Source organism: Arthrobacter sp. NPDC056886, from assembly GCF_042788715.1.
In the GTDB taxonomy this organism is placed as follows: Bacteria; Actinomycetota; Actinomycetes; order Actinomycetales; family Micrococcaceae; genus Arthrobacter.
Window position 1 is genome coordinate 429,859 of sequence record NZ_JBHUBT010000001.1, and the last position, 18,882, is coordinate 448,740.

19 protein-coding genes are annotated in these 18,882 nt (G+C 69.0%); 15 read left to right on the forward strand and 4 right to left on the reverse strand.

Translation table 11 applies throughout. From position 1 onward, the window contains the following. Positions 1-11 precede the first annotated feature (11 nt). Entirely contained in the window at positions 12-503 is a 492-nt protein-coding gene (locus ACFRJ8_RS02075; protein WP_377984485.1) for an inorganic diphosphatase, read from the reverse strand. Positions 504-644: 141 nt separating this feature from the next. Here ACFRJ8_RS02075 and dacB point away from each other — a divergent pair, with 141 nt between their 5' ends. The 15 genes from dacB (at position 645) to ACFRJ8_RS02150 (ending at position 16,059) form a co-directional block, all read left to right on the forward strand. Next, positions 645-2,138 carry a D-alanyl-D-alanine carboxypeptidase/D-alanyl-D-alanine-endopeptidase gene (gene dacB, locus ACFRJ8_RS02080; RefSeq protein WP_377984486.1) on the forward strand — a complete coding sequence of 498 codons (1,494 nt, stop codon included), beginning with the start codon at positions 645-647 and terminating at the stop codon, positions 2,136-2,138. 127 nt (positions 2,139-2,265) lie between these two features. Continuing rightward, positions 2,266-3,429, forward strand: a complete 1,164-nt coding sequence (locus ACFRJ8_RS02085) for a zinc-dependent metalloprotease (RefSeq protein ID WP_377984487.1) — start codon at positions 2,266-2,268, stop codon at positions 3,427-3,429. A gap of 95 nt (positions 3,430-3,524) precedes the next feature. Beyond that, positions 3,525-4,562, forward strand: coding sequence for a tRNA lysidine(34) synthetase TilS (tilS, locus tag ACFRJ8_RS02090; protein ID WP_377984683.1), 1,038 nt, complete (start codon positions 3,525-3,527; stop codon positions 4,560-4,562). 30 nt (positions 4,563-4,592) lie between these two features. Next, positions 4,593-5,144, forward strand: coding sequence for a hypoxanthine phosphoribosyltransferase (gene hpt, locus ACFRJ8_RS02095; RefSeq protein ID WP_277525279.1), 552 nt, complete (start codon positions 4,593-4,595; stop codon positions 5,142-5,144). 201 nt (positions 5,145-5,345) lie between these two features. Continuing rightward, positions 5,346-7,412 carry an ATP-dependent zinc metalloprotease FtsH gene (gene ftsH, locus ACFRJ8_RS02100; RefSeq protein WP_377984488.1) on the forward strand — a complete coding sequence of 689 codons (2,067 nt, stop codon included), beginning with the start codon at positions 5,346-5,348 and terminating at the stop codon, positions 7,410-7,412. Between the two features lie 9 nt (positions 7,413-7,421). Beyond that, on the forward strand, positions 7,422-8,063 hold the full coding sequence (gene folE, locus ACFRJ8_RS02105) for a GTP cyclohydrolase I FolE (protein WP_377984489.1): 642 nt from the start codon (positions 7,422-7,424) through the stop codon (positions 8,061-8,063). Positions 8,064-8,074: 11 nt separating this feature from the next. Next, positions 8,075-9,019 carry a dihydropteroate synthase gene (folP, locus tag ACFRJ8_RS02110; RefSeq protein ID WP_377984490.1) on the forward strand — a complete coding sequence of 315 codons (945 nt, stop codon included), beginning with the start codon at positions 8,075-8,077 and terminating at the stop codon, positions 9,017-9,019. A 13-nt stretch (positions 9,020-9,032) separates the two neighbouring features. Beyond that, positions 9,033-9,392 carry a dihydroneopterin aldolase gene (gene folB, locus ACFRJ8_RS02115; RefSeq protein ID WP_377984491.1) on the forward strand — a complete coding sequence of 120 codons (360 nt, stop codon included), beginning with the start codon at positions 9,033-9,035 and terminating at the stop codon, positions 9,390-9,392. Then, on the forward strand, positions 9,389-9,958 hold the full coding sequence (folK, locus tag ACFRJ8_RS02120; RefSeq protein WP_377984492.1) for a 2-amino-4-hydroxy-6-hydroxymethyldihydropteridine diphosphokinase: 570 nt from the start codon (positions 9,389-9,391) through the stop codon (positions 9,956-9,958). The genes folB and folK overlap by 4 nt, the downstream gene beginning before the upstream one ends. Then, positions 9,955-10,479: a DUF3180 domain-containing protein gene (locus ACFRJ8_RS02125; RefSeq protein ID WP_377984493.1), complete on the forward strand. Its 525-nt coding sequence runs from the start codon at positions 9,955-9,957 to the stop codon at positions 10,477-10,479. The genes folK and ACFRJ8_RS02125 overlap by 4 nt, the downstream gene beginning before the upstream one ends. Next, positions 10,460-10,972, forward strand: coding sequence for a PH domain-containing protein (locus tag ACFRJ8_RS02130; protein WP_377984494.1), 513 nt, complete (start codon positions 10,460-10,462; stop codon positions 10,970-10,972). The genes ACFRJ8_RS02125 and ACFRJ8_RS02130 overlap by 20 nt, the downstream gene beginning before the upstream one ends. Before the next feature lie 18 nt (positions 10,973-10,990). After that, positions 10,991-12,592, forward strand: a complete 1,602-nt coding sequence (locus ACFRJ8_RS02135; protein WP_377984495.1) for a PH domain-containing protein — start codon at positions 10,991-10,993, stop codon at positions 12,590-12,592. Next, positions 12,585-13,505 (forward strand): Rossmann-like and DUF2520 domain-containing protein, encoded by a 921-nt coding sequence (locus tag ACFRJ8_RS02140; RefSeq protein WP_377984496.1) that lies wholly within the window; start codon positions 12,585-12,587, stop codon positions 13,503-13,505. The genes ACFRJ8_RS02135 and ACFRJ8_RS02140 overlap by 8 nt, the downstream gene beginning before the upstream one ends. A 1-nt stretch (position 13,506) precedes the next feature. Then, entirely contained in the window at positions 13,507-14,409 is a 903-nt protein-coding gene (panC, locus tag ACFRJ8_RS02145; RefSeq protein WP_377984497.1) for a pantoate--beta-alanine ligase, read from the forward strand. Positions 14,410-14,571: 162 nt separating this feature from the next. Further along, the gene (locus ACFRJ8_RS02150) at positions 14,572-16,059 is read left to right on the forward strand and encodes a DHA2 family efflux MFS transporter permease subunit (RefSeq protein WP_377984498.1); all 1,488 of its coding nucleotides are present in this window, start codon (positions 14,572-14,574) and stop codon (positions 16,057-16,059) included. A 107-nt stretch (positions 16,060-16,166) separates the two neighbouring features. Here ACFRJ8_RS02150 and ACFRJ8_RS02155 read toward each other — a convergent pair whose 3' ends face one another. The 3 genes from ACFRJ8_RS02155 to ACFRJ8_RS02165 all read right to left on the reverse strand — a co-directional run bounded on the left by ACFRJ8_RS02155 (position 16,167) and on the right by ACFRJ8_RS02165 (position 18,807). Continuing rightward, positions 16,167-17,000, reverse strand: coding sequence for an alpha/beta fold hydrolase (locus ACFRJ8_RS02155; RefSeq protein ID WP_377984499.1), 834 nt, complete (start codon positions 16,998-17,000; stop codon positions 16,167-16,169). Between the two features lie 110 nt (positions 17,001-17,110). After that, on the reverse strand, positions 17,111-17,737 hold the full coding sequence (locus ACFRJ8_RS02160) for a thymidine kinase (RefSeq protein ID WP_377984500.1): 627 nt from the start codon (positions 17,735-17,737) through the stop codon (positions 17,111-17,113). A 56-nt stretch (positions 17,738-17,793) separates the two neighbouring features. Beyond that, positions 17,794-18,807, reverse strand: a complete 1,014-nt coding sequence (locus ACFRJ8_RS02165) for an alpha/beta fold hydrolase (RefSeq protein WP_377984501.1) — start codon at positions 18,805-18,807, stop codon at positions 17,794-17,796. Positions 18,808-18,882: the final 75 nt, after the last annotated feature.

Below are 18,882 nucleotides of genomic sequence, written 5' to 3' on the forward strand. Positions count from 1 at the left end.
TGCAGGAACGGTCAGTGACCGGCTGCCGGCACGTAGCGCTTGATGGAAGCAGCCAGTTCGGCTTCGGCGGCGGCGCGGTCGCCCCAGCCCTCGGCCTTGACCCACTTGCCCGGCTCCAGGTCCTTGTAGCGGGTAAAGAAGTGCTCGATTTCCTTGATCAGGAACTCGCTGACATCGCTGATCTCTTTGATGTGGTCGAACCGGGCATCGGTCGGGACGCACAGGACCTTGGCGTCTCCGCCGCCGTCGTCGGTCATGTTGAAAACGCCGATCGGGCGGGACTCGACGATCACGCCGGGGTAGAGGTCGAAGTCCTGCAGGAGCACCAGCGCGTCCAGCGGATCCCCATCCTCACCCAGGGTGTTATCGAAGAAACCGTAGTGGGTGGGGTACTGCATCGACGTGAACAGGACGCGGTCCAGGCGGACGCGGCCGGTCTCGTGGTCGACTTCGTACTTGACGCGCGATCCCTTGGGGATCTCGATGGTCACGTCATGCTTCATGGAATGCTCCTTGACGAATTCAGGGGTGCGCGGCACGTGCATAAGGGCTGTCGGTGCCGCCGACTACTATTGAGGATATAGCGAGAGGCGCTGGTTTCAGGAACTAGTGGGGACATTTCAGGACTAAGGACCAGCAGCAGCATGAAACCGAGAACCAGCCGCGAGGGCCCCGAACAGGCGCCGGGCAGGCTTCGCGGCATCCCCGCACTGCTGCTACAGACCCTCCTGGTGGCGGCCGTGGCAGTGCCGGCAGGCATCGCCGTCGCCCCGGCATTCCTCGGCCCGGACCGGCCCTCCGAAGCCTCGCAGACAGCACTGCCGTGGCAGCAGATCCCTGCCACGTTGAGCGACCCTGGCGGCAGCGGCGGTGGAATCGGGCCCCTCAGCGGCACTGCGCCACTCCCAGCCGGCGCCGCCCTCGCGGCGCAGCTCAATGGAACCCTTAAGCCCGACGGCGCCGGCACCTTCACCGGGATCGTCCAGGACGCCACGACGGGGAAGGTGCTCTTTGACCGCGGCGCCGACAAGGCCCGCATTCCGGCGTCGAACATGAAGCTCCTCACAGCCGGCGCGGCCCTGCGCGTCCTGGGCCCGGACCGCCGCTTCAGCACCCGGGTGCTGGCGGGGCCCACCCCCGGCTCGGTGGTCCTCACAGGCGGGGGCGACGTCCTCCTGGGCGCCGGAGAATCCGCCCCCGGAGCCGTTCTGGGCCGCGCCGGGCTCGCCACGCTCGCCGAGGCCACCGCCGATGCGCTCAAGGCCGGCGGCGTGACCGGCACCGTGAGCCTCCTGCTCGATGACTCCCTCTTCACCGGCCCGTCGCTCAGCCAGGCGTGGAACCCCGAGGACGTCGCCGCCGGGGAGATGGCCCCGCTGTACCCGCTGGCACTGAACTCCGCAAGGTTCGATCCCGCCAAGACCACCGGACCCCGCCCGCAGGACGCCGCCATGACTGCCGCCAAAGCGTTCGCCGCGCGGCTCACAGCGGCCGCGGCGGACAGGGGACTGTCCGTGGCCCCCGGGGTGGCCCGGGTCAAACCCGCCAGCGCAGTCGACAGCGCACACGCCAAGGTCCTGGCCGAGGTGCAGTCCGCCACGGTGGGGCAGCAGGTGGACTTCATGCTGCAGACCTCGGACAACTACCTCGCCGAGGTGATGGGACGGATGACAGCCCTCGGCGCCGGCCGGACCGGCAGCAGCGACGACGCCATTACCGCCGTGCTGGCGCAGGTCAAGGACATGGGCGTTCCCACTGACGGGCTCCGGGCCGCGGATGTCTCCGGCCTGGCCCTGGCCAACCGGGTCTCGGCCCGGCAGCTCACGGACGTGGTCCGGGCCATGACCTCGGGGACGGACGCCAGGCTGCGGGCTGCCCTGACCGGGTTCCCGGTCGCCGGGCTTACCGGCACCCTGGGGGACCGGTATATGGACGCGGGTTCGGCAGCGGGCGCCGGGCTGGTCCGCGCCAAGACGGGCACGCTGAACACGGTCATTGCGCTCAGCGGTTACGTCGTCGACGCCGACGGCCGGCTCCTGGTCTTTTCCTTCGTCGGCAACGGGTTGACCCCCGGCGCCGCCAACAAGGCCGCGCTGGACCGCTCCGCCGCCGTCCTCGCCGGCTGCGGCTGCCGCTGACGGGTCGGCCCGCCGGGAACCCGGGGCCTGCTGGACTCGGTGCGCCGGCTGGGACGTGGTCCGGGCCGGTTCGCCGGTCAGCGAAAATTAAGGCGGATTGTCGGGCCCCTGTGGTCTGATGGATCCCATGGAGCCCTCTGCACGCGAGACATCAAGCCATCCATCACCTAAGACTCCGGGCGGGACAACAAGTGAGGCATCGGTCCAGGCCCAGGGCCTCATCAACTGGGAGCTCGCCGCGTCCACGGCCGCCCGCCTGACGCCGGCCGGCCCTGTCCTGGGCGCTGCCGAGATCGGCGCCGCCGTCGAAAACCTGCGGCTCATGGCGGACATTTCCGTGCCGCACGTGCACCACATCACCGGCCTGGACGCCGCCCGGGACCTGCGTGACTCCGAGGTCCTCGTGGTGGACAGGGCCTCATGGGCCAAGGCCAACACCCAGAGCTTCGCCGTCATGCTCAAGCCCGCCATGGAAAAGCTGCTGGAGGGCCGCGGATCCCTCAGCCCCGGAGCTGCCGGGGTCAGCGCGGCCATCACCGGCAGCCAGCTCGGCGCCATCCTTGCCTTCCTTTCCAGCAAGGTCCTGGGCCAGTACGATCCTTTCTCCGCGTTGGCCGAGAACTCCACCGCCCCCGCGTCCGGCCGCCTGCTGCTTGTAGCGCCGAACATCATCTCCGTGGAACGCGAATTGAACGTCGAGCCCGCGGACTTCAGGCTCTGGGTCTGCCTCCACGAACAGACCCACCGGGTGCAGTTCGCCGCCGCCCCGTGGCTGCGGCACCACATGCTCCAGGAGATCGAAAACCTCAGCGGGCTGCTGCTGGGCAACGTCGATTCCCTGATGGAACGGGCCTCCGCGGCCGCGAAGTCGCTGAAGGACCGCACGGCACCCGGTGCCGCGCCCGGGCGCGGCGCCATCCTGGACCTGCTCCAGAACCCGGAGGAAAAGGCGGCCCTGTCCCGCCTGACGGCCCTGATGAGCCTGCTCGAGGGGCACGCCAATGTGGTCATGGACGCCGTGGACGCCAGCATCGTCCCGTCGGTGAAGACCATCCGGCAGCGTTTCAACGCCCGCGGCCAGGACCGCGGCGTGATCGAGAAATTCATCCGCAACCTGCTTGGCCTCGACGCCAAGATGCGCCAGTACAGTGACGGAGCCAAGTTCGTACGGGAAGTGGTGGACGCCGCCGGCATGGCAGGCTTCAACAGGGTGTGGGAGTCCGCCGGGAATCTCCCCAGCGAACCCGAGATCCACGACTCCAAGCTCTGGCTCGACCGGATGGGCCTCTAGCCGCCATGACTGCCCGCAACGCCGGTTCCGCCTCGGTTTCCAGCGGACGACGCCGGCCCGGCCGCCTCGCGCCGGTGGTCGGCACGGCGCGAAAAATGCTGCAGGACGCCCTGGCCGGGGCCGGCTACCCGGACCGCGTCCTGGTCGCCTGCAGCGGCGGGCCGGACTCACTGGCCCTCGCCGCCGTCGCCGCCTACTTCGCCCGCCGCGGTCACGTGGACGGCCACCCGGTGTCCATTGGCGCCGTGGTCGTGGACCACCAGCTGCAGCCCGGCTCGGCCGGGGTCGCCGCAAGCACCGCCCGGACCCTCGCGGACCTCGGGCTCTCGCCCGTGCAGATCAGGACTGTCGACGTCGCCTCCACCGGCGTGGGCCCCGAGGCGGCTGCCCGGGACGCCCGCCATGCGGCCCTCGAGGCCGCCGCGGGCGAGGCAGGTGCGGACGCGATCCTGCTCGGCCACACCCTCGATGACCAGGCCGAGCAAGTGCTGCTGGGCCTGGCGCGGGGGTCGGGCACCCGGTCCCTGGCCGGGATGCGGCCCTCCCGGGGCCGGCTGCTGCGCCCGTTCCTGGGCCTGCGACGCGCGGACACCCTGGAGATCTGCCGGGTGGAGGGCCTGGAACCCTGGCACGACCCGTCCAACACGGATCCGGTGTACGCGCGTTCCCGGACCCGGGTTGAAGTGCTGCCCCTGCTTGAGGACAAGCTCGGGCCCGGCGTGGCCGAATCCCTCGCCCGCACGGCCGCGATCCTGCAGCTGGACGCCGACTACCTGGAGGAGGTGGCGAATGACACCTTCCTCCGGCTGCGCCAGCAGACCGGGGACGAGATCAGCCTCCCGGAGGCCGAGCTGCGCGACCTTGCCCCGGCCGTGAGGTTCCGGGTGATCGCCAAGGCCGCAGCCGCCGTCGGAGGTCAGCAGCCCAGCTATCAGCGCCTGCTCGCGGCCGAAGCACTGCTGCGCCGGCAGGGATCGGCAGGCCCGGTGGAGCTTCCCGGCGCGGTCAGTGTCTACCGGCTCTCGCTCGCGCAGCTCCTTGCTGCGGAACAGACCGCCGCCGCCGGTGTTCCCCGCGAAGCCGCCCGCTGTGGGAAGCTTGTATTCCGGCCTCAACAGCCGCCCCGAAATTAGTCGCACCCCGCATCTACACAGGAGCCATTGGTGGATTCAAACGACGTCCAGGCAGACCTCAAACACGTTCTCTACACCAAGGAACAGATCCAGCAACGGATCACCGAACTCGCGGCGCAGATCGACGAGGACTACGCGGGCCGCGACCTCCTGATCGTCGGCGTGCTCAAGGGCGCCGTCATGGTCATGGCGGACCTGGCCCGTGCACTGCACAGCCACGTCTCCATGGACTGGATGGCCGTCTCCTCGTACGGGTCCGGCACGCAGTCCTCAGGCGTGGTCCGCATCCTGAAGGACCTCGACACCGACCTCATGGGCAAGGATGTCCTGATCGTCGAGGACATCATCGATTCCGGCCTCACGCTGTCCTGGCTCAAAACGAACCTGGAATCCCGCGGCACGGCGTCGGTGGAAATCTGCACCGCGTTCCGCAAGCCGACGGCCGCCAAGGTCAAGATCGACGTCAAATACGTCGGCTACGACATTCCCAACGAATTCGTCGTAGGCTACGGCTTGGACTACGCCGAGAAGTACCGCAACCTGGACTTCGTCGGCACCCTGGCCCCCCACGTCTACGAGTAAATCGTTCACGCAGAGGCACCCCCCGCCCGGGACCCGGGCGCCGGGGAGGCCCGTCCGCGCTACGCCCACAGGGAACTTTTGCCCTCCGCCGTGCGTGAGTTAGTGCGACGGTGTATAGCTAGAACCTGACGCAGCACCCACACGCGCGCAGAACGGTCGCCGTGCAGCACTACCAGGAGGGACGGGGCCAGCCCCGAACAGATGAAAGCTAAGAGTTTCTTCAAGGGCCCCGGCATCTGGATTGTCGTCGTGGTGGCGATGCTGCTGCTGGCATTTGCCACTCTGGCGCCGGGCGGCGCGAGCCGAATCGACACCGACAAGGGCCTTGAACTGCTGAGCGCCGGCGGCAAGGTTGAACAGGCCAAGATTTTCGACGCCGAAAACCGTGTGGACCTGGTGCTGAAGGACAACCTGCAGGTCGACGGGCAAGACAAGGGGAAGAACGTCCAGTTCTACTTCGTCAACGCCCGCGCCCAGGACGTCGTCAAGGCAGTCACCGACGCCAAACCGTCGGGCGGCTTCACCGACCAGCCGATCGAAAACAACTGGTTCTCCGGACTCTTCTCCCTGCTGGTGCCTGTGCTGTTGCTCGGCGTCCTGTTCTGGTTCCTGCTCTCCCGGATGCAGGGCGGCGGGTCCAAGGTCATGCAGTTCGGCAAGTCCAAGGCCAAGCTCGTCAACAAGGACATGCCCCAGGTGACCTTCAGCGATGTCGCCGGCGCCGATGAGGCTGTCGAGGAACTCGAGGAGATCAAGGAATTCCTGCAGGAGCCGGCCAAGTTCCAGGCCGTCGGCGCCAAAATCCCCAAGGGTGTGCTGCTCTACGGCCCTCCGGGCACCGGCAAGACCCTCCTGGCCCGCGCGGTTGCCGGCGAGGCCGGCGTTCCCTTCTTCTCCATCTCCGGTTCCGACTTCGTGGAAATGTTCGTCGGTGTCGGCGCCTCCCGCGTCCGCGACCTCTTTGAGCAGGCCAAGTCCAACGCGCCGGCAATCATCTTTGTCGATGAGATCGACGCCGTCGGCCGGCACCGCGGCGCCGGCATCGGCGGCGGCAACGACGAGCGCGAGCAGACCCTGAACCAGCTGCTGGTGGAAATGGACGGCTTTGACGTCAAGACCAACGTCATCTTGATTGCCGCCACCAACCGCCCCGACGTCCTGGACCCGGCACTGCTGCGTCCGGGCCGCTTCGACCGGCAGATCGGGGTCGAGGCCCCCGACTTGATCGGCCGCGACCAGATCCTGCAGGTGCACGCCAAGGGCAAGCCGATGGCTGCCGGCGTCGACCTCAAGGCTGTTGCCAAGAAGACCCCCGGCTACACCGGCGCGGACCTGGCCAACGTCCTGAACGAGGCCGCCCTGCTGACGGCCCGCTCCAACGCCAACCTGATCGATGACCGCGCCCTCGATGAGGCGATCGACCGCGTCATGGCCGGCCCGCAGAAGCGCAGCCGGGTCATGAAGGAACACGAACGCAAGGTCACCGCGTACCACGAAGGCGGCCACGCCCTCGTCGCGGCTGCCCTGCGGAACTCCGCCCCGGTCACCAAAATCACCATCCTGCCCCGCGGCCGTGCCCTCGGCTACACCATGGTGGTCCCGGAAAACGACAAGTACTCCATCACCCGCAACGAGCTGCTCGACCAGATGGCTTACGCCATGGGCGGCCGCGTCGCCGAGGAACTCGTCTTCCACGATCCGTCCACGGGTGCGTCCAACGACATCGAGAAAGCCACCGGGATCGCCCGGAGGATGGTCACCGAGTTCGGCATGAGCGAACGAGTCGGGTCGGTGCGCCTCGGCCAGGGCGGCGGCGAGCCGTTCCTGGGCCGCGATGCCGGCCACGAGCGCAACTACTCGGACCAGATCGCGTACATCGTTGACGAGGAGGTGCGCCGCCTCATCGACGGCGCGCATGACGAGGCCTACGCCATCCTGACCGAGAACCGGGACGTCCTGGACGAGCTCGCGCTGGAACTGCTCGAACGCGAGACGCTGAACCAGGCCGAAATCGCGCAGATCTTCACCAACATCCGCAAGCGCGACTTCCGCGACGTCTGGCTCTCCAAGGAGACCCGGACGCTCCAGACCGCCGGCCCGGTGGAGTCGCGCCGCGAAAAGGCGGAGCGTGAAGCGCAGGAGGAAGCCACCCAGGCCCGGCTCGAAGAGCCCCTGGACGCCCAGCCCCCGCATGCCCAGGGCGTCGGTGGGCAGGAGTCCTTCCAGGGCGGTGCTACGGATATCGGGACTGATGGCCATCCCGGCTAGGCTTCTTCTGTGACTTCTAACTTCGACGACGACGTTCCCGCCCCCGCTGTTTCGGCGGGGGACGGGGAAGCCCCGCATTCAAAGACCAAGGTGGACCGCCCCAGGATCGAAGCCGCCGTGCGGGAAATCCTGCTGGCCATCGGCGAGGACCCGGACCGCGGCGGGCTCCTGGACACCCCGAAGCGGGTGGCCAAGGCCTATACGGAAATGTTCGCCGGCCTGCACCATGACCCGGCCGAGATCCTGGCCACCACCTTCGACCTGGACCACGAGGAACTCGTGCTGGTCAAGGACATCCCGTTCTACTCCACGTGCGAGCACCACCTGGTGCCGTTCCACGGGGTGGCGCACGTGGGCTACATCCCGTCCCACGACGGCAAGGTCACAGGCCTGAGCAAGCTGGCCCGGCTGGTGGACATGTTCGCCAAGCGCCCGCAGGTCCAGGAACGCCTGACCACCCAGATCGTCGAGGCCCTCGTCACGCACCTCAAACCGCGCGGCGCGATCGTCGTCGTCGAATGTGAACACCTGTGCATGTCCATGCGGGGAATCCGCAAGCCCGGCGCCAAGACCGTCACCAGCGCAGTGCGCGGGCAACTGCATGACCCGGCCACCCGTGCCGAAGCCATGAGCCTCATACTCGGAAGGTAAGAACACAGACTATGGACTCCCTAGCTGCAGCCCCGGGGACCGGCCCCGCCACCTCGCCCTTGCCGATCCTGCGCAAACCGCGCCCGGCGGCGAAGTTCCAGGACCTGCCCACGGACCGGACACTCGTGATGGGAATCCTCAACGTCACCCCGGACTCCTTCAGCGACGGCGGAGCGCACCCGACGCCGGACACGGCGATCGCGGCCGGGCTGCGGATGTTCTACGCCGGGGCGGACATCATCGACGTCGGCGGCGAATCCACCCGGCCGGGTGCCACGGCGGTCGGCGTTGACGAGGAACTGCGCCGGGTCCTGCCGGTCATCGAGGCCCTGGTCAAGGCCGGCGCCCTCGTCAGCATCGACACCACGCACGCCGTGACGGCGGCTGCGGCCCTGAAGGCCGGCGCCGCGATCATCAACGACGTTTCGGGCCTGAGCATGGAGCCGGAAATGGCGGAACTGGCTGCCCAGACCAAGGTCCCGTACATCCTGACGCACCGCCGCGGTGACGCCAGCACCATGAATTCCCTGGCGGACTACCGCGACGTGGCCGGGGAAGTCGTGACGGAACTCGCCGGCGTCCGCGACAAGCTGTACTCCGCCGGCGTCGCCCCGGAGCAGATCATCGTGGACCCGGGACTGGGCTTCGCCAAGAACGACGTCCAGAACTGGGAGCTCCTGCAGCGCCTGGATGTGCTGCAGGCCATGGGCCACAAGGTCCTCGTCGCCGGCTCACGCAAGCGTTTCCTCGGCAGCCTCCTGACCGTGGCCGGCAAGGCCGCCCAGCCGGTGGAACGCGACGCCGCCACCGCCGCCGTGACCGCCATCAGCGCGTTCCGCGGCGCCTGGGCTGTGCGCGTGCACGACGTCGGCGCGAGCCTCGACGCCGTCAAGGTGGCCGCCCGCATGGTCCCCCCGACGCGCCCGGCAACGGCTGCCGCCGCCGGCACTAACTGATCCGGCGGGCGCCATGGACCAGATCACGCTGAGCGGCGTCACCGCCGTCGGCCATCACGGTGTGTTCGATTTCGAGCGCCGCGACGGCCAGCCGTTCGTTGTCGACGCTGTGCTGCACCTGGATTTCAGCAAGGCCGCGGCTTCGGATGACGTCCTGGACACCGCGCACTACGGCGAAGTGGCCGACTGCATCCGCGACTGGATCACCGGCGGACCGCTGAACCTGATCGAGGCCCTTGCCGTGCGGATCGCCGAGGACGTGCTGCAGAAATTCCCGGTGGCCGCCGTGGACATCACCGTGCACAAGCCCAAGGCCCCGATCGAAGTCGACTTCGGCGACGTCTCCGTCAGCGTGCACCGGAGCCGGCCGTGAGCCCGCTCTACACCCGCGCCGTGATCGCGCTCGGCAGCAACCTGGGGGAGCGCAGCGACACGCTGTCAGCCGCCGTCGCGGACCTCGTTGACCCGCCGGAGGTGCGCCTGCTGGCCATCTCGCCGATCGTCCAGACGAAGGCCGTGGGCGGCCCGCCGGGCCAGCCTGACTTCCTGAACATGGTGATTGCGGTCGAGACGTCCCTGCCGCCGCACGAACTGCTGGAGCATTGCCACGCCGTGGAGCAGAAGCATTTGCGGGTGCGCGAGGTCCGGTGGGGACCGCGGACCCTGGATGTGGACATCATCACCTACGGGGACGTGGTGAGCTCCGACCCCGAGCTCACCCTGCCCCACCCCCGGGCCGCGGAACGGGCCTTTGTGCTCTACCCGTGGTCGCTGATCGAACCCGCGGCGGAGCTCAACGGCGAACGCGTGGGTGACCTCGCCGCGAAGGCCGCCGATATGGGCGACCTCGCGACATTTGACGGCTTCCAGACCCACGGCGCAGCCGATGTCACAGCCACAGGGCGCACCGGCGTGTCCGGCGCGGCGGAGCGGCCGTGAAGCTGACCAGCCCCCTGCTCCTGCTGGCCATTTGCGTGGTCGTGGCCGTGGCCGGCTGGTCTGCCACCATGCTCTCGGGCCGCTACAGCCTGGCCACCCCGGTGCTGCCGCTGACGGGGCTGCTGACCATGGGTGTGATCGTGGCACTCACCCTGGTGCTGGGCATCCGCGTGCTGCGGTGGCGCAACGGCAAGAAGAAGAAAATCCTCAACCCCATCCTGGCGGCCTGGACGCTGGTCCTCGCCCAGGCCTGCGCCTACACTGGCGCGGTCCTGCTGGGCTGGCATGCGGGAGTCGTGGTGGAGCAACTGCGGCTGTGGAACCTGCGCAGCAACCAGGACCTCACCTGGCAGGCGCTGGCGATGGCCGGGGGCGGGCTGATCATGGTGATCGTGGGGCTCGTCGTCGAGCGGTTCTGCCGGATTCCGCCCGAGGACGGCGACGCCGAATCCCGGCCCGGCGTGCAGGGAAAGCGCAGCAAGCCCTCGTCGGAAGGCGAATATGCGTACCGAAGCGATTGATCCTCCGGGCATCGACTGGCTCAGGGTGTCACCGAAGTACGTCAAGGTGCGCCTCGCAGGGTGGGCGCTGGGAAACCTGATTGCGGTGTCCCTGCTGTCGCTTCCCCTGGTCCTGGTGCTAACCGGCGTGTGGACCTGGCCGCCGGTCTGGCTGGGCGTCGCCGTTCCCGCCGCCTGGCTGATTCTGGCGTTGTGGCGGCTCCTGCTGATTCCGCGGCAGGTGCGCTCGATCGGCTATGCCGAGCGGGAGGACGACCTCCTGATCCGGCGCGGCATCTTCTTCCAACGCACCCTCGTGGTCCCGTACGGTCGGATGCAGTACGTGGACATCGCGGTGGGCCCGGTCGAGCGTCCGCTGGGCCTGTGCACGCTCAAGCTTCACACCGCCGCCGCCGCGACCAGCGCCGAGATTCCCGGGCTGCCCGCCAGCGAAGGGGCCCGGCTCCGCGAACAGCTGTCCGCCCGCGGCGAAGCCCGGCTGGCCGGGCTGTGACGGGAAGAGCGTGACGCGATGGCGCTGACACCGGAGGGTGCCGGACGCGCCGGTGCCGACGCGGCTGGCAACGCAGGAAATGCCGACGCCGGCTGGTTGCGCGTGCACCCGGCCTCGCCCTTTGTCCGTGGCTGGGTGGCCCTGGCCGCACTGTTGTTCTTTTTCGGCCGCGACAGTTTTGAACGCCTGCTCCAGGGCGGCCCGCTCTTTGACGAGCGGCTGGCCGGACGGGCGCCGTGGCTGCTGCTCGGCGGCGGCACCCTGCTGCTGCTGACCGTCCTCGGCTACGTCCTGAGCTGGTACTTCACCCGCTACCAGGTGGCGGGCGGCTACGTGCGCGTCAACACCGGCTTCCTCTTCAAACAGCAGCGGCAGGCCCGGCTGGACCGGGTGCAGGCAATCGACGTCGTGCAGCCCCTGCTGGCCCGGATCTTCGGACTCGCTGAACTGAGGTTCGAAGTCGCCGACGCCGGCGAATCCGCCGTGCGCCTCTCGTACCTGCGCGCGGACGAGGCCCGGCAGCTCCGCGCGACAATCCTGGCCGGCGCGTCCGGTGCCTCCGGCGGGACACTGTCGCTGTCGCCGTCGCAGGAGCCGGGAGACCCGTCGACAGGAGAGCTGGCGACCGCCGCCGTGGAGGCCCCGGAACAGGTGGTGCTGACCGTGCCGCCGCCACGACTGGTGGGCTCGCTGCTCCTGAGCGAACAAAGCGTCATGATCGTGGCCGGCGGCATCGCTTCCGTGCTGCTCTCTGCCGTCACCGAAAACCGGAGCTTCGCGGTCTTCCTGATCCCCGCCGCGATCGGAATCGTTGCCTCCTATTGGTCCTCGTTCAACAAGGGTTACAACTTCACGGCAGCTGTTTCCCCGGACGGCATCCGGCTGCGGTACGGCCTGCTGGACACGCAGGCGCAGACCGTGCCGCCGGGCAGGATCCAGGCGCTGAAGGTCAGCCAACCGCCGCTGTGGCGGATTTTCGGCTGGTACCGCATCCAGGTCAACGTGGCCGGCTACGGCGTGGCCGCCAGTGCCGGCGAGGGAACGGCCCGCACCACGCTGCTTCCGGTCGGATCCTTCGCCGACGTCCTGGAAATCCTCTCCCTGGTGCTCCCGGATCCCGGAACCCCGGATCCGCTGGGTGTGTTCACCGCAGGGATCACCGGACTCGCGGACGCCGCCGGGACTCCAGAGCGCGGAGGCGGGCAGGACACCGACGGCGGCTTCGTCACCAGCCCGCGCCGGGCCCGGTTCCTGGCGCCGCTGGGCTGGCGGCGCAACGGCTTCACGGCAACCGAGACCGCCCTGCTCCTAAGATCGGGCCGGTGGTGGCGGAACCTGGTGGTGGTGCCGCACCAGCGCACCCAGTCCATGGCGCTGCAACAAGGCCCCCTCGCCCGCAGATTCCGGGTGGCGGATTTGGTCCTGCACACCACGGCAGGTCCGGTGGCACCGAGGCTCATCCAGGCCGGCCTCGACGAAGCCCGGGCCCTGTTCGATGCCCAGTCCGCCCGTGCCCGCGCCGCGCGCAAGCGCCAGAAGAGCGAGCACTGGATGGAGCCGGCGGCCCAGCCGGCCGCACCACCCGCAGACCACCCTCAGGAAGGCCCGCATCATGGCTAAACCAGGACGCCTCGGCGTCGGAATCATTGGCGCGGGGAAGGTCGGCGCCGTCCTGGGGGCGGCGCTGCGCGGAGCCGAGCACGCCGTCATCGGGGCGTCCGCCGTTTCGGACGCCAGCCGCGACCGCGTCGAAACACTCCTGCCCGGCGTCCCGATCCTGGACGTGCAGGACATCGTGGAGCGCGCCGAGCTGGTTCTGCTCGCCGTCCCGGACGATGCCCTGGGCCCGCTTGTGAACGGCCTGGCCAAGCTCGGCGCCTGGCAGCCCGGCCAGCTCGTGGCGCACACCTCCGGCCGCTTCGGCGTCGGGATCCTGCACCCGGTCCGTGCCGCCGGTGCCGTGCCGCTCGCGCTCCACCCGGCCATGACGTTCACGGGCATGAGCCTGGACCTCACGAGGCTCCTTGACTGCACCTTTGGCGTCACCGCCGACGCCGCGATGCTGCCGATCGCCCAGGCACTCGTCGTCGAAATGGGCGCCGAGCCCGTCGCTATCGCCGAGGCGGACCGCGTCCTGTACCACGCTGCCCTCGCGCACGGCTCCAACCACCTGGTCACGCTCGTGGCGCAGGCCTCCCAGCTGCTCCGCGACGTCGGCGTCGACGCCCCGGACCGGATGCTGGGCCCGCTGCTGCGCGCCACCCTCGAAAACGCCCTCGCCTCCGGCGAATCGGCCCTGACCGGGCCTGTCGCCCGCGGCGACACAGGTACAGTTGCCGCCCACGCGGGCGCCCTCCGCGAGTACGACGACGGCGCCGCCGGCGATATTCTTGAGGCGTACCTGGCCATGGCCCGGGCGACAGCCCGCCGGGCGGGAAGCCGCGGGCTCCTGAAGCCGGAACAACTCGACGGCATCGAACAGGCGCTCGGCGGCCCCGGCCAGAACGGGACGCCCGCCCCGGAAGGACCCTGATATGGCAATCCAACTCGTCACCACCGCTGCCCAACTCCGCGCGGCAAGCGCCCGGCTGCTGGCGCAGAAGGGCGGCACGTCCCAGGGGCTCGTGCCCACCATGGGTGCCCTGCACGAGGGGCATGCCCAGCTGGCCCGGGCGGCCGTCGCCCAGAACGACGTCGTGGTGGCCACCATCTTCGTGAACCCGCTGCAGTTTGGCGAGGCCGCGGATCTGGACCGCTACCCCCGGACGCTCGAAGCGGACCTCGCGCTGCTCGACGCCGAGGGCGTGGACCTGGCGTTCGCGCCGAGCGTTGAGGAGGTCTACCCCGGCGGGTCACCCCTGGTGCGGATCACGGCGGGACCCCTGGGTGAAAAGTGGGAGGGCGCCTCCCGGCCCGGACACTTCGACGGCGCGCTGACCGTCGTCGCGAAACTGCTCCACTACGGCATCCCTGGGGCCGGGCTGCCGGGCGGAGGCCTGCCGGCCTACCGCGCCTATTTCGGCCAGAAGGATGCCCAGCAACTGGCGCTGGTCCAGCGCATGGTGGCGGACCTGAATTTCCCCGTGGAAATCGTGCCAGTACCCATTGTCCGATCGGCCGACGGCCTGGCACTGTCCAGCCGCAACCGCTTCCTCTCCGAGGACCAGCGCGAGGCCGCCCTGGTGCTTTCCCGAGCGCTGCGGTTCATCGAGGACCGTGCCAACGCGCACGAGCCGCTGGACATCGAATCCGCGCAGGCCCTGGTCCGGTCCCAGCCGCTGGTGGAACTGGACTATCTCGAGGTGGTGGATCCGCGCACCCTCGAGCCTCTCGCGGAGAACTGCCGGGACACCCCGTTCCGCGGCGAGGGGCTGGCGATCATCGCCGCCAAGGTGGGCCCTGTCCGCCTCATCGACAACGCGCCCCTGAACTCCTAAAACCGGTACGGGGTCTACGGCCCAAAGGGCGGACCTCCACGGGCAGTAACTGAGCCCGCTTTGCTTTCCGGCAATGGGAATGCCTCCGGGCCTTAGACTGTTGGAACCTGCAGCAGCGCCGACGCTCGCCGGACCCACACCAAACTCCCTGAGGGAATTCCCATGTCAACAGACGTCTCGTCCAACGCCTCTGGCGATCCCGCACCGGGCGCTGCCCCCACCATCCCCGCACGGAACGTGCCGACCGCGCCAACCGCGCCGGCGAAGATGTCCCGGGAGTCCGTAACCATTATCGTCACGCTGCTGGTGGCCACGTTCGTGGTGATCCTCAACGAGACCATCATGAACGTGGCCCTGCAGCGGCTGATGGTGGACCTGAAGATCGATGCGCCCACCGTGCAGTGGCTCTCCACCGGTTTCATGCTCACTATGGCTGTGGTGATTCCCACCACCGGGTTCATCCTGCAGCGGCTGTCCACCCGTGCCGTGTTCATGCTGGCCATGGGGCTGTTCTCCGGCGGCACGCTGCTGGCCGCCCTCGCGCCGGGCTTCGAAGTCCTGCTGCTGGCCCGCATCGTCCAGGCCGGCGGCACCGCCATCATGCTGCCGCTCCTGATGACCACCATCCTCACGCTCGTGCCGCTGGAACGCCGCGGCGCCGTCATGGGTAACGTCAGCATCGCCATTTCGGTTGCGCCGGCAATGGGCCCCACGGTTTCCGGCCTGATCCTCGAGCACTTTTCCTGGCGGTTCATGTTCGTCTTCGTGCTGCCGATCGCCCTTGCCGCGCTGGCCATCGGGGCCAAATATCTGACCAACATTGGCACATCCGAGAAGACCAAGCTTGATGCCCTCTCAGTGGTGCTGACCGTCCCCGCATTCGGCGGCCTGGTGTACGGCCTGAGCCAGATCGGCGGCGGCCAGGCCGGCTCCCGCACCCCGGCCGTGGTGGCCCTGGCCATCGGTGTGGTTGCCCTGGCCGCGTTCGTCCTGCGCCAGCTGAAGCTGCAGAAGAGCGACGGCCCCCTGCTGGACCTGCGCGCCTTCACATTCCGGATGTTCACGGTGTCCGTGCTGCTGCTGGTCGTGGCCATGATCGCGTTGTTCGGCGCGGTGATCCTGCTGCCGTTGTACCTGCAGGAGATCCGCGGCCTGAAGTCACTCGAGACCGGCCTGGTGCTGCTTCCGGGCGGCCTGGCCATGGGCCTGCTGGGGCCGTTCATCGGACGCGTGTTCGACAGGGTCGGGCCGCTGCCGCTGACAGTGACGGGCTCGGTGATGATGGTGCTGTCCCTCTGGCAGTTCTCCATGCTGGATGCCGGCTCACCCGTGGGGTGGATCATTGCCCTGCACGTGGCGCTGAGCCTGGGCCTGGCCCTGCTGTTCACCCCCGCGTTCACCACGGGCCTGAACCCGCTGCCGCCGCACCTGTACTCCCACGGCTCGGCCATCATGAGCACACTGCAGCAGGTGGCCGGCGCCGCCGGCACGGCGCTGCTGGTCTCGATCTACGCTTTCGTGGCCGAGTCCTCGGGAATGGTGGCCGGCATGCACGCCGCATTCCTGACGGCGGCCGTCATAGCCCTCGCCGCCGTCGTGCTGTCCGCCATGATGCGCAAGACCGCAGGCGCGGCCCAGCCCGCACACTAAGAGCAACGCCACTACAGAAAAAAGCCGGTCACGTCGCGCCCCTGTCCTCAGCCGGAGGGGAGCGGGACGTGACCCGCGTTGTTTGATTCGCGTTGCTTTGTTGCGGGTCAGCCCGCGTAAAACGCGCTGAGCTCGGCGATCAGTTTGTCCGGCGCCTTGTTGACACCGTCGTGGCCCATGCCGGGCAGGATGGTGTAGCTGGAACCGGAGAGGACATCGTGGATCTGGGCACAGGCCACGCCGAAGTATGCCGGGCTCTTCTCGCCCACAATGATCAGCGTCTCCAGCGGAAGTTCCAGGAACGGTTCGGCCGGCATGTCCGCGGCGATGATCGCCTTAATCTCGCGGACACCGGTCTGCATGAGGTCGCGCAGCTGCTTGCCCATCGGGGTGCCCGCCGAAAGCTTGTTCGCCAGCGTCAGCATTGACAGCGGCATCCGGGACAGGGCGCTGCCGGTCTCCAGGCCCCTGAGCAGGACGGCGAGGGCGCGGTCGTCGTCGCCGGCCGCGGTGGCCCGCTCGTATTCGGGTGTCCAGTCCGCCGTTACGCTGTGGTTGACGGACACGGCGGGGTCGTACACAGCCAGCCTTTCCACCGGCAGGGTGCGGGCCGCGTGCAGGGCCACCGCCCCGCCGAAGCTGTGGCCGAAGACGTCCGTGCTGGACGTTTGCTTCATGACGGCGTCGAGATCGTGGATGTCCACGTCCAGGGTGTAGTCCTCCGGCTGCGGGGAGGACGAGCCGCGGCCGCGACGGTTGAACGTGTGCACCGGCCGGCCCAGTGATGCGCTGAGTTTCTGCGCGAAACGTGTGTAATCGGCGGCCGTCACCATCGAGGCCGGCACGACGACGATACCCGAACCCGCCGAGGCGAGCTCGGCGCCCGTGCTGAAAAGCTCGATCGTTCCGCCGTCGGGGGTTCTGATGTTCTCGCGGGTCATGCTCCGAGCCTAGCCGAGGCCGCGCCCCACTGCAGTAAGCCACAACTCACTAGGCCGCAGTTCCGTACGGCACAGTTCAATCGGGCACGGCACTGCCCGGCGCAGTGCGGCTAGTTGCCCAGCCGGCCTCCGGAGACCTCGAGATAGCAGGCGCCGCAGAGCGACTCGTACCAGACGTCCTGGCCGTCGATCGCAACCTGGTTCCCGTCGAAGACCACTTGGTCCCCGATCCGGCGGGTGTTGAAGATAGCCTTCCGGCCGCAGCGGCAGATGGTCTTGAGTTCTTCGACGGTGTGCGCAATCTCCAGGAGCCGAAGGGAACCGGGGAAGGCACGGGTCCGGAAATCGGTGCGGATGCCGTAGGCGAGTACGGGGACGTTGTCCAGGACCGCGATGCGGAAAAGATCGTCCACCTGCTCCGGTTCCAGGAACTGGGCCTCGTCAACCAGCAGGCACGCCACCGGCGCGGTGTCCACGTGCTGTAAAAGGGCGTCGGGATCGTCTCCGTGGGCCTGGGCGGTGAAAAGCTTGCGGGCCGATGCGCCGGCGGGGATCAGGAAGTCCACCGAACGGGTCATGCCCAGGCGGGACACTACGTCGGAGTCGCCTTTGGTGTCCACGTCCGGCTTGGCCAGCAGAACCCGCTGCCCGCGTTCCTCGTAGTTGAACGCCGCCTGCAGCAGCCCCGTAGATTTGCCGGAGTTCATGGCGCCGAAACGGAAGTAGAGCTTGGCCAAGGGGGTCCTTTCGAAAGGGTCGCCCCCGATTCTAGCGGTCGGCCGCTGCGCTGCCGTCAGCCGCCGCCCCCGGTCCGCCGCCACCGGGCCGGCACGCGTCCGGCGATACCGGCCATGCCCCCGGCCGTCAGGCTGCCAACCAGGCTGCCAGAGGGCGGCGTTTTAGCGCCGGACCCGCCGAGCAGGAACCGCGCCGCGCGGAGGGCCAGCCGGTTCCCCGGCCGGATGGGGCCCTCGTGGAGCTGCCCGGGAACCACTGCGAAGCTGAGGGCCGGGACGGCCTCGGCGAGCTGGCGGCCCGTCTCGGCGAAGTAGGGAGGGCTCCAGCCGCCGCTGAGCATGAGCGTGGGCGTGGTGATGGCGGCAAACTCGCCGAGTTCGGCGTCGGCGGCAAGCACGGCCCGCATCTCCGCGACAGCCGTGGGCAGCAGTTCCCGCATTTCCGCCCCCAGGTTGGTCCGGGCGGAGAGGATGCTCAGCATGCGCAGCGCGCCCAGGGGCAGCCGGGACACCGGCCCCGCTGTCTCCAGGCCCTGCACCAAATGCGCCCAGGCGTCGTCAAGCTGGCCGGAGGCCACGGAACGTTCAAGCTCCGGCCGCCAGCGCTGGCTGAGGTTCCCGGAAAGGCTGACGGCCGCGTCGTAGGTCACCATCCGGCGGATCGGCAGGCTACGGGCGGCCTGCAGGGCCACAAACCCGCCATAACTGTGGGCCACGACGTCGCTGGCGCCGGTCACGCGGAGCACTGTGGCCAGGTCTGCCACCTCCGTGGCGGCAGAATAGTCGGCGGGCTGGGGCGAGGAACCGGCGCGCCCGCGCCGGTTGTAGCAGTGCACCGGGCTGCCCAGCAGCCGGACGAGCTTCCTTGCAAACGACCGGTAGAGCTGATCGGTGATCAGCGTCCCGTGCACGATGACGACGCCGGACCCTTCGCCGCGCGGTTTTGGAGATTGCGCCGCAGCGGCGGTGCCGGATGCGCCCGGCCCGCCCGGCGCCCGCGCCGCAGGACGGATTGTGTGCAGCTCGAGGTGCCCCTCGCCGTCGTCGGTCCTCACAGTCCATGTCTCCACAGCTCCGAGTCTATTCCCGCGCCCTGTCCGCCCGGCTGCGCCCGGCAGAACCGGCCCGGAACCTGCCCGGGCGCA

Excerpts from the sequence above, each read along its gene's own strand:
- ACFRJ8_RS02135 (WP_377984495.1), top strand. The coding sequence starts at position 10,991 with ATGGCGCTGACACCGGAGGGTGCCGGACGCGCCGGTGCCGACGCGGCT.
- dacB (WP_377984486.1), top strand. The coding sequence starts at position 645 with ATGAAACCGAGAACCAGCCGCGAGGGCCCCGAACAGGCGCCGGGCAGG.
- tilS (WP_377984683.1), top strand. The coding sequence starts at position 3,525 with ATGCTGCAGGACGCCCTGGCCGGGGCCGGCTACCCGGACCGCGTCCTG.
- ACFRJ8_RS02150 (WP_377984498.1), top strand. The coding sequence starts at position 14,572 with ATGTCAACAGACGTCTCGTCCAACGCCTCTGGCGATCCCGCACCGGGC.
- folP (WP_377984490.1), top strand. The coding sequence starts at position 8,075 with ATGGACTCCCTAGCTGCAGCCCCGGGGACCGGCCCCGCCACCTCGCCC.
- ftsH (WP_377984488.1), top strand. The coding sequence starts at position 5,346 with ATGAAAGCTAAGAGTTTCTTCAAGGGCCCCGGCATCTGGATTGTCGTC.
- ACFRJ8_RS02075 (WP_377984485.1), bottom strand. The coding sequence starts at position 503 with ATGAAGCATGACGTGACCATCGAGATCCCCAAGGGATCGCGCGTCAAG.
- panC (WP_377984497.1), top strand. The coding sequence starts at position 13,507 with ATGGCAATCCAACTCGTCACCACCGCTGCCCAACTCCGCGCGGCAAGC.
- ACFRJ8_RS02130 (WP_377984494.1), top strand. The coding sequence starts at position 10,460 with ATGCGTACCGAAGCGATTGATCCTCCGGGCATCGACTGGCTCAGGGTG.
- ACFRJ8_RS02140 (WP_377984496.1), top strand. The coding sequence starts at position 12,585 with ATGGCTAAACCAGGACGCCTCGGCGTCGGAATCATTGGCGCGGGGAAG.
- ACFRJ8_RS02085 (WP_377984487.1), top strand. The coding sequence starts at position 2,266 with ATGGAGCCCTCTGCACGCGAGACATCAAGCCATCCATCACCTAAGACT.
- ACFRJ8_RS02155 (WP_377984499.1), bottom strand. The coding sequence starts at position 17,000 with ATGACCCGCGAGAACATCAGAACCCCCGACGGCGGAACGATCGAGCTT.
- folB (WP_377984491.1), top strand. The coding sequence starts at position 9,033 with ATGGACCAGATCACGCTGAGCGGCGTCACCGCCGTCGGCCATCACGGT.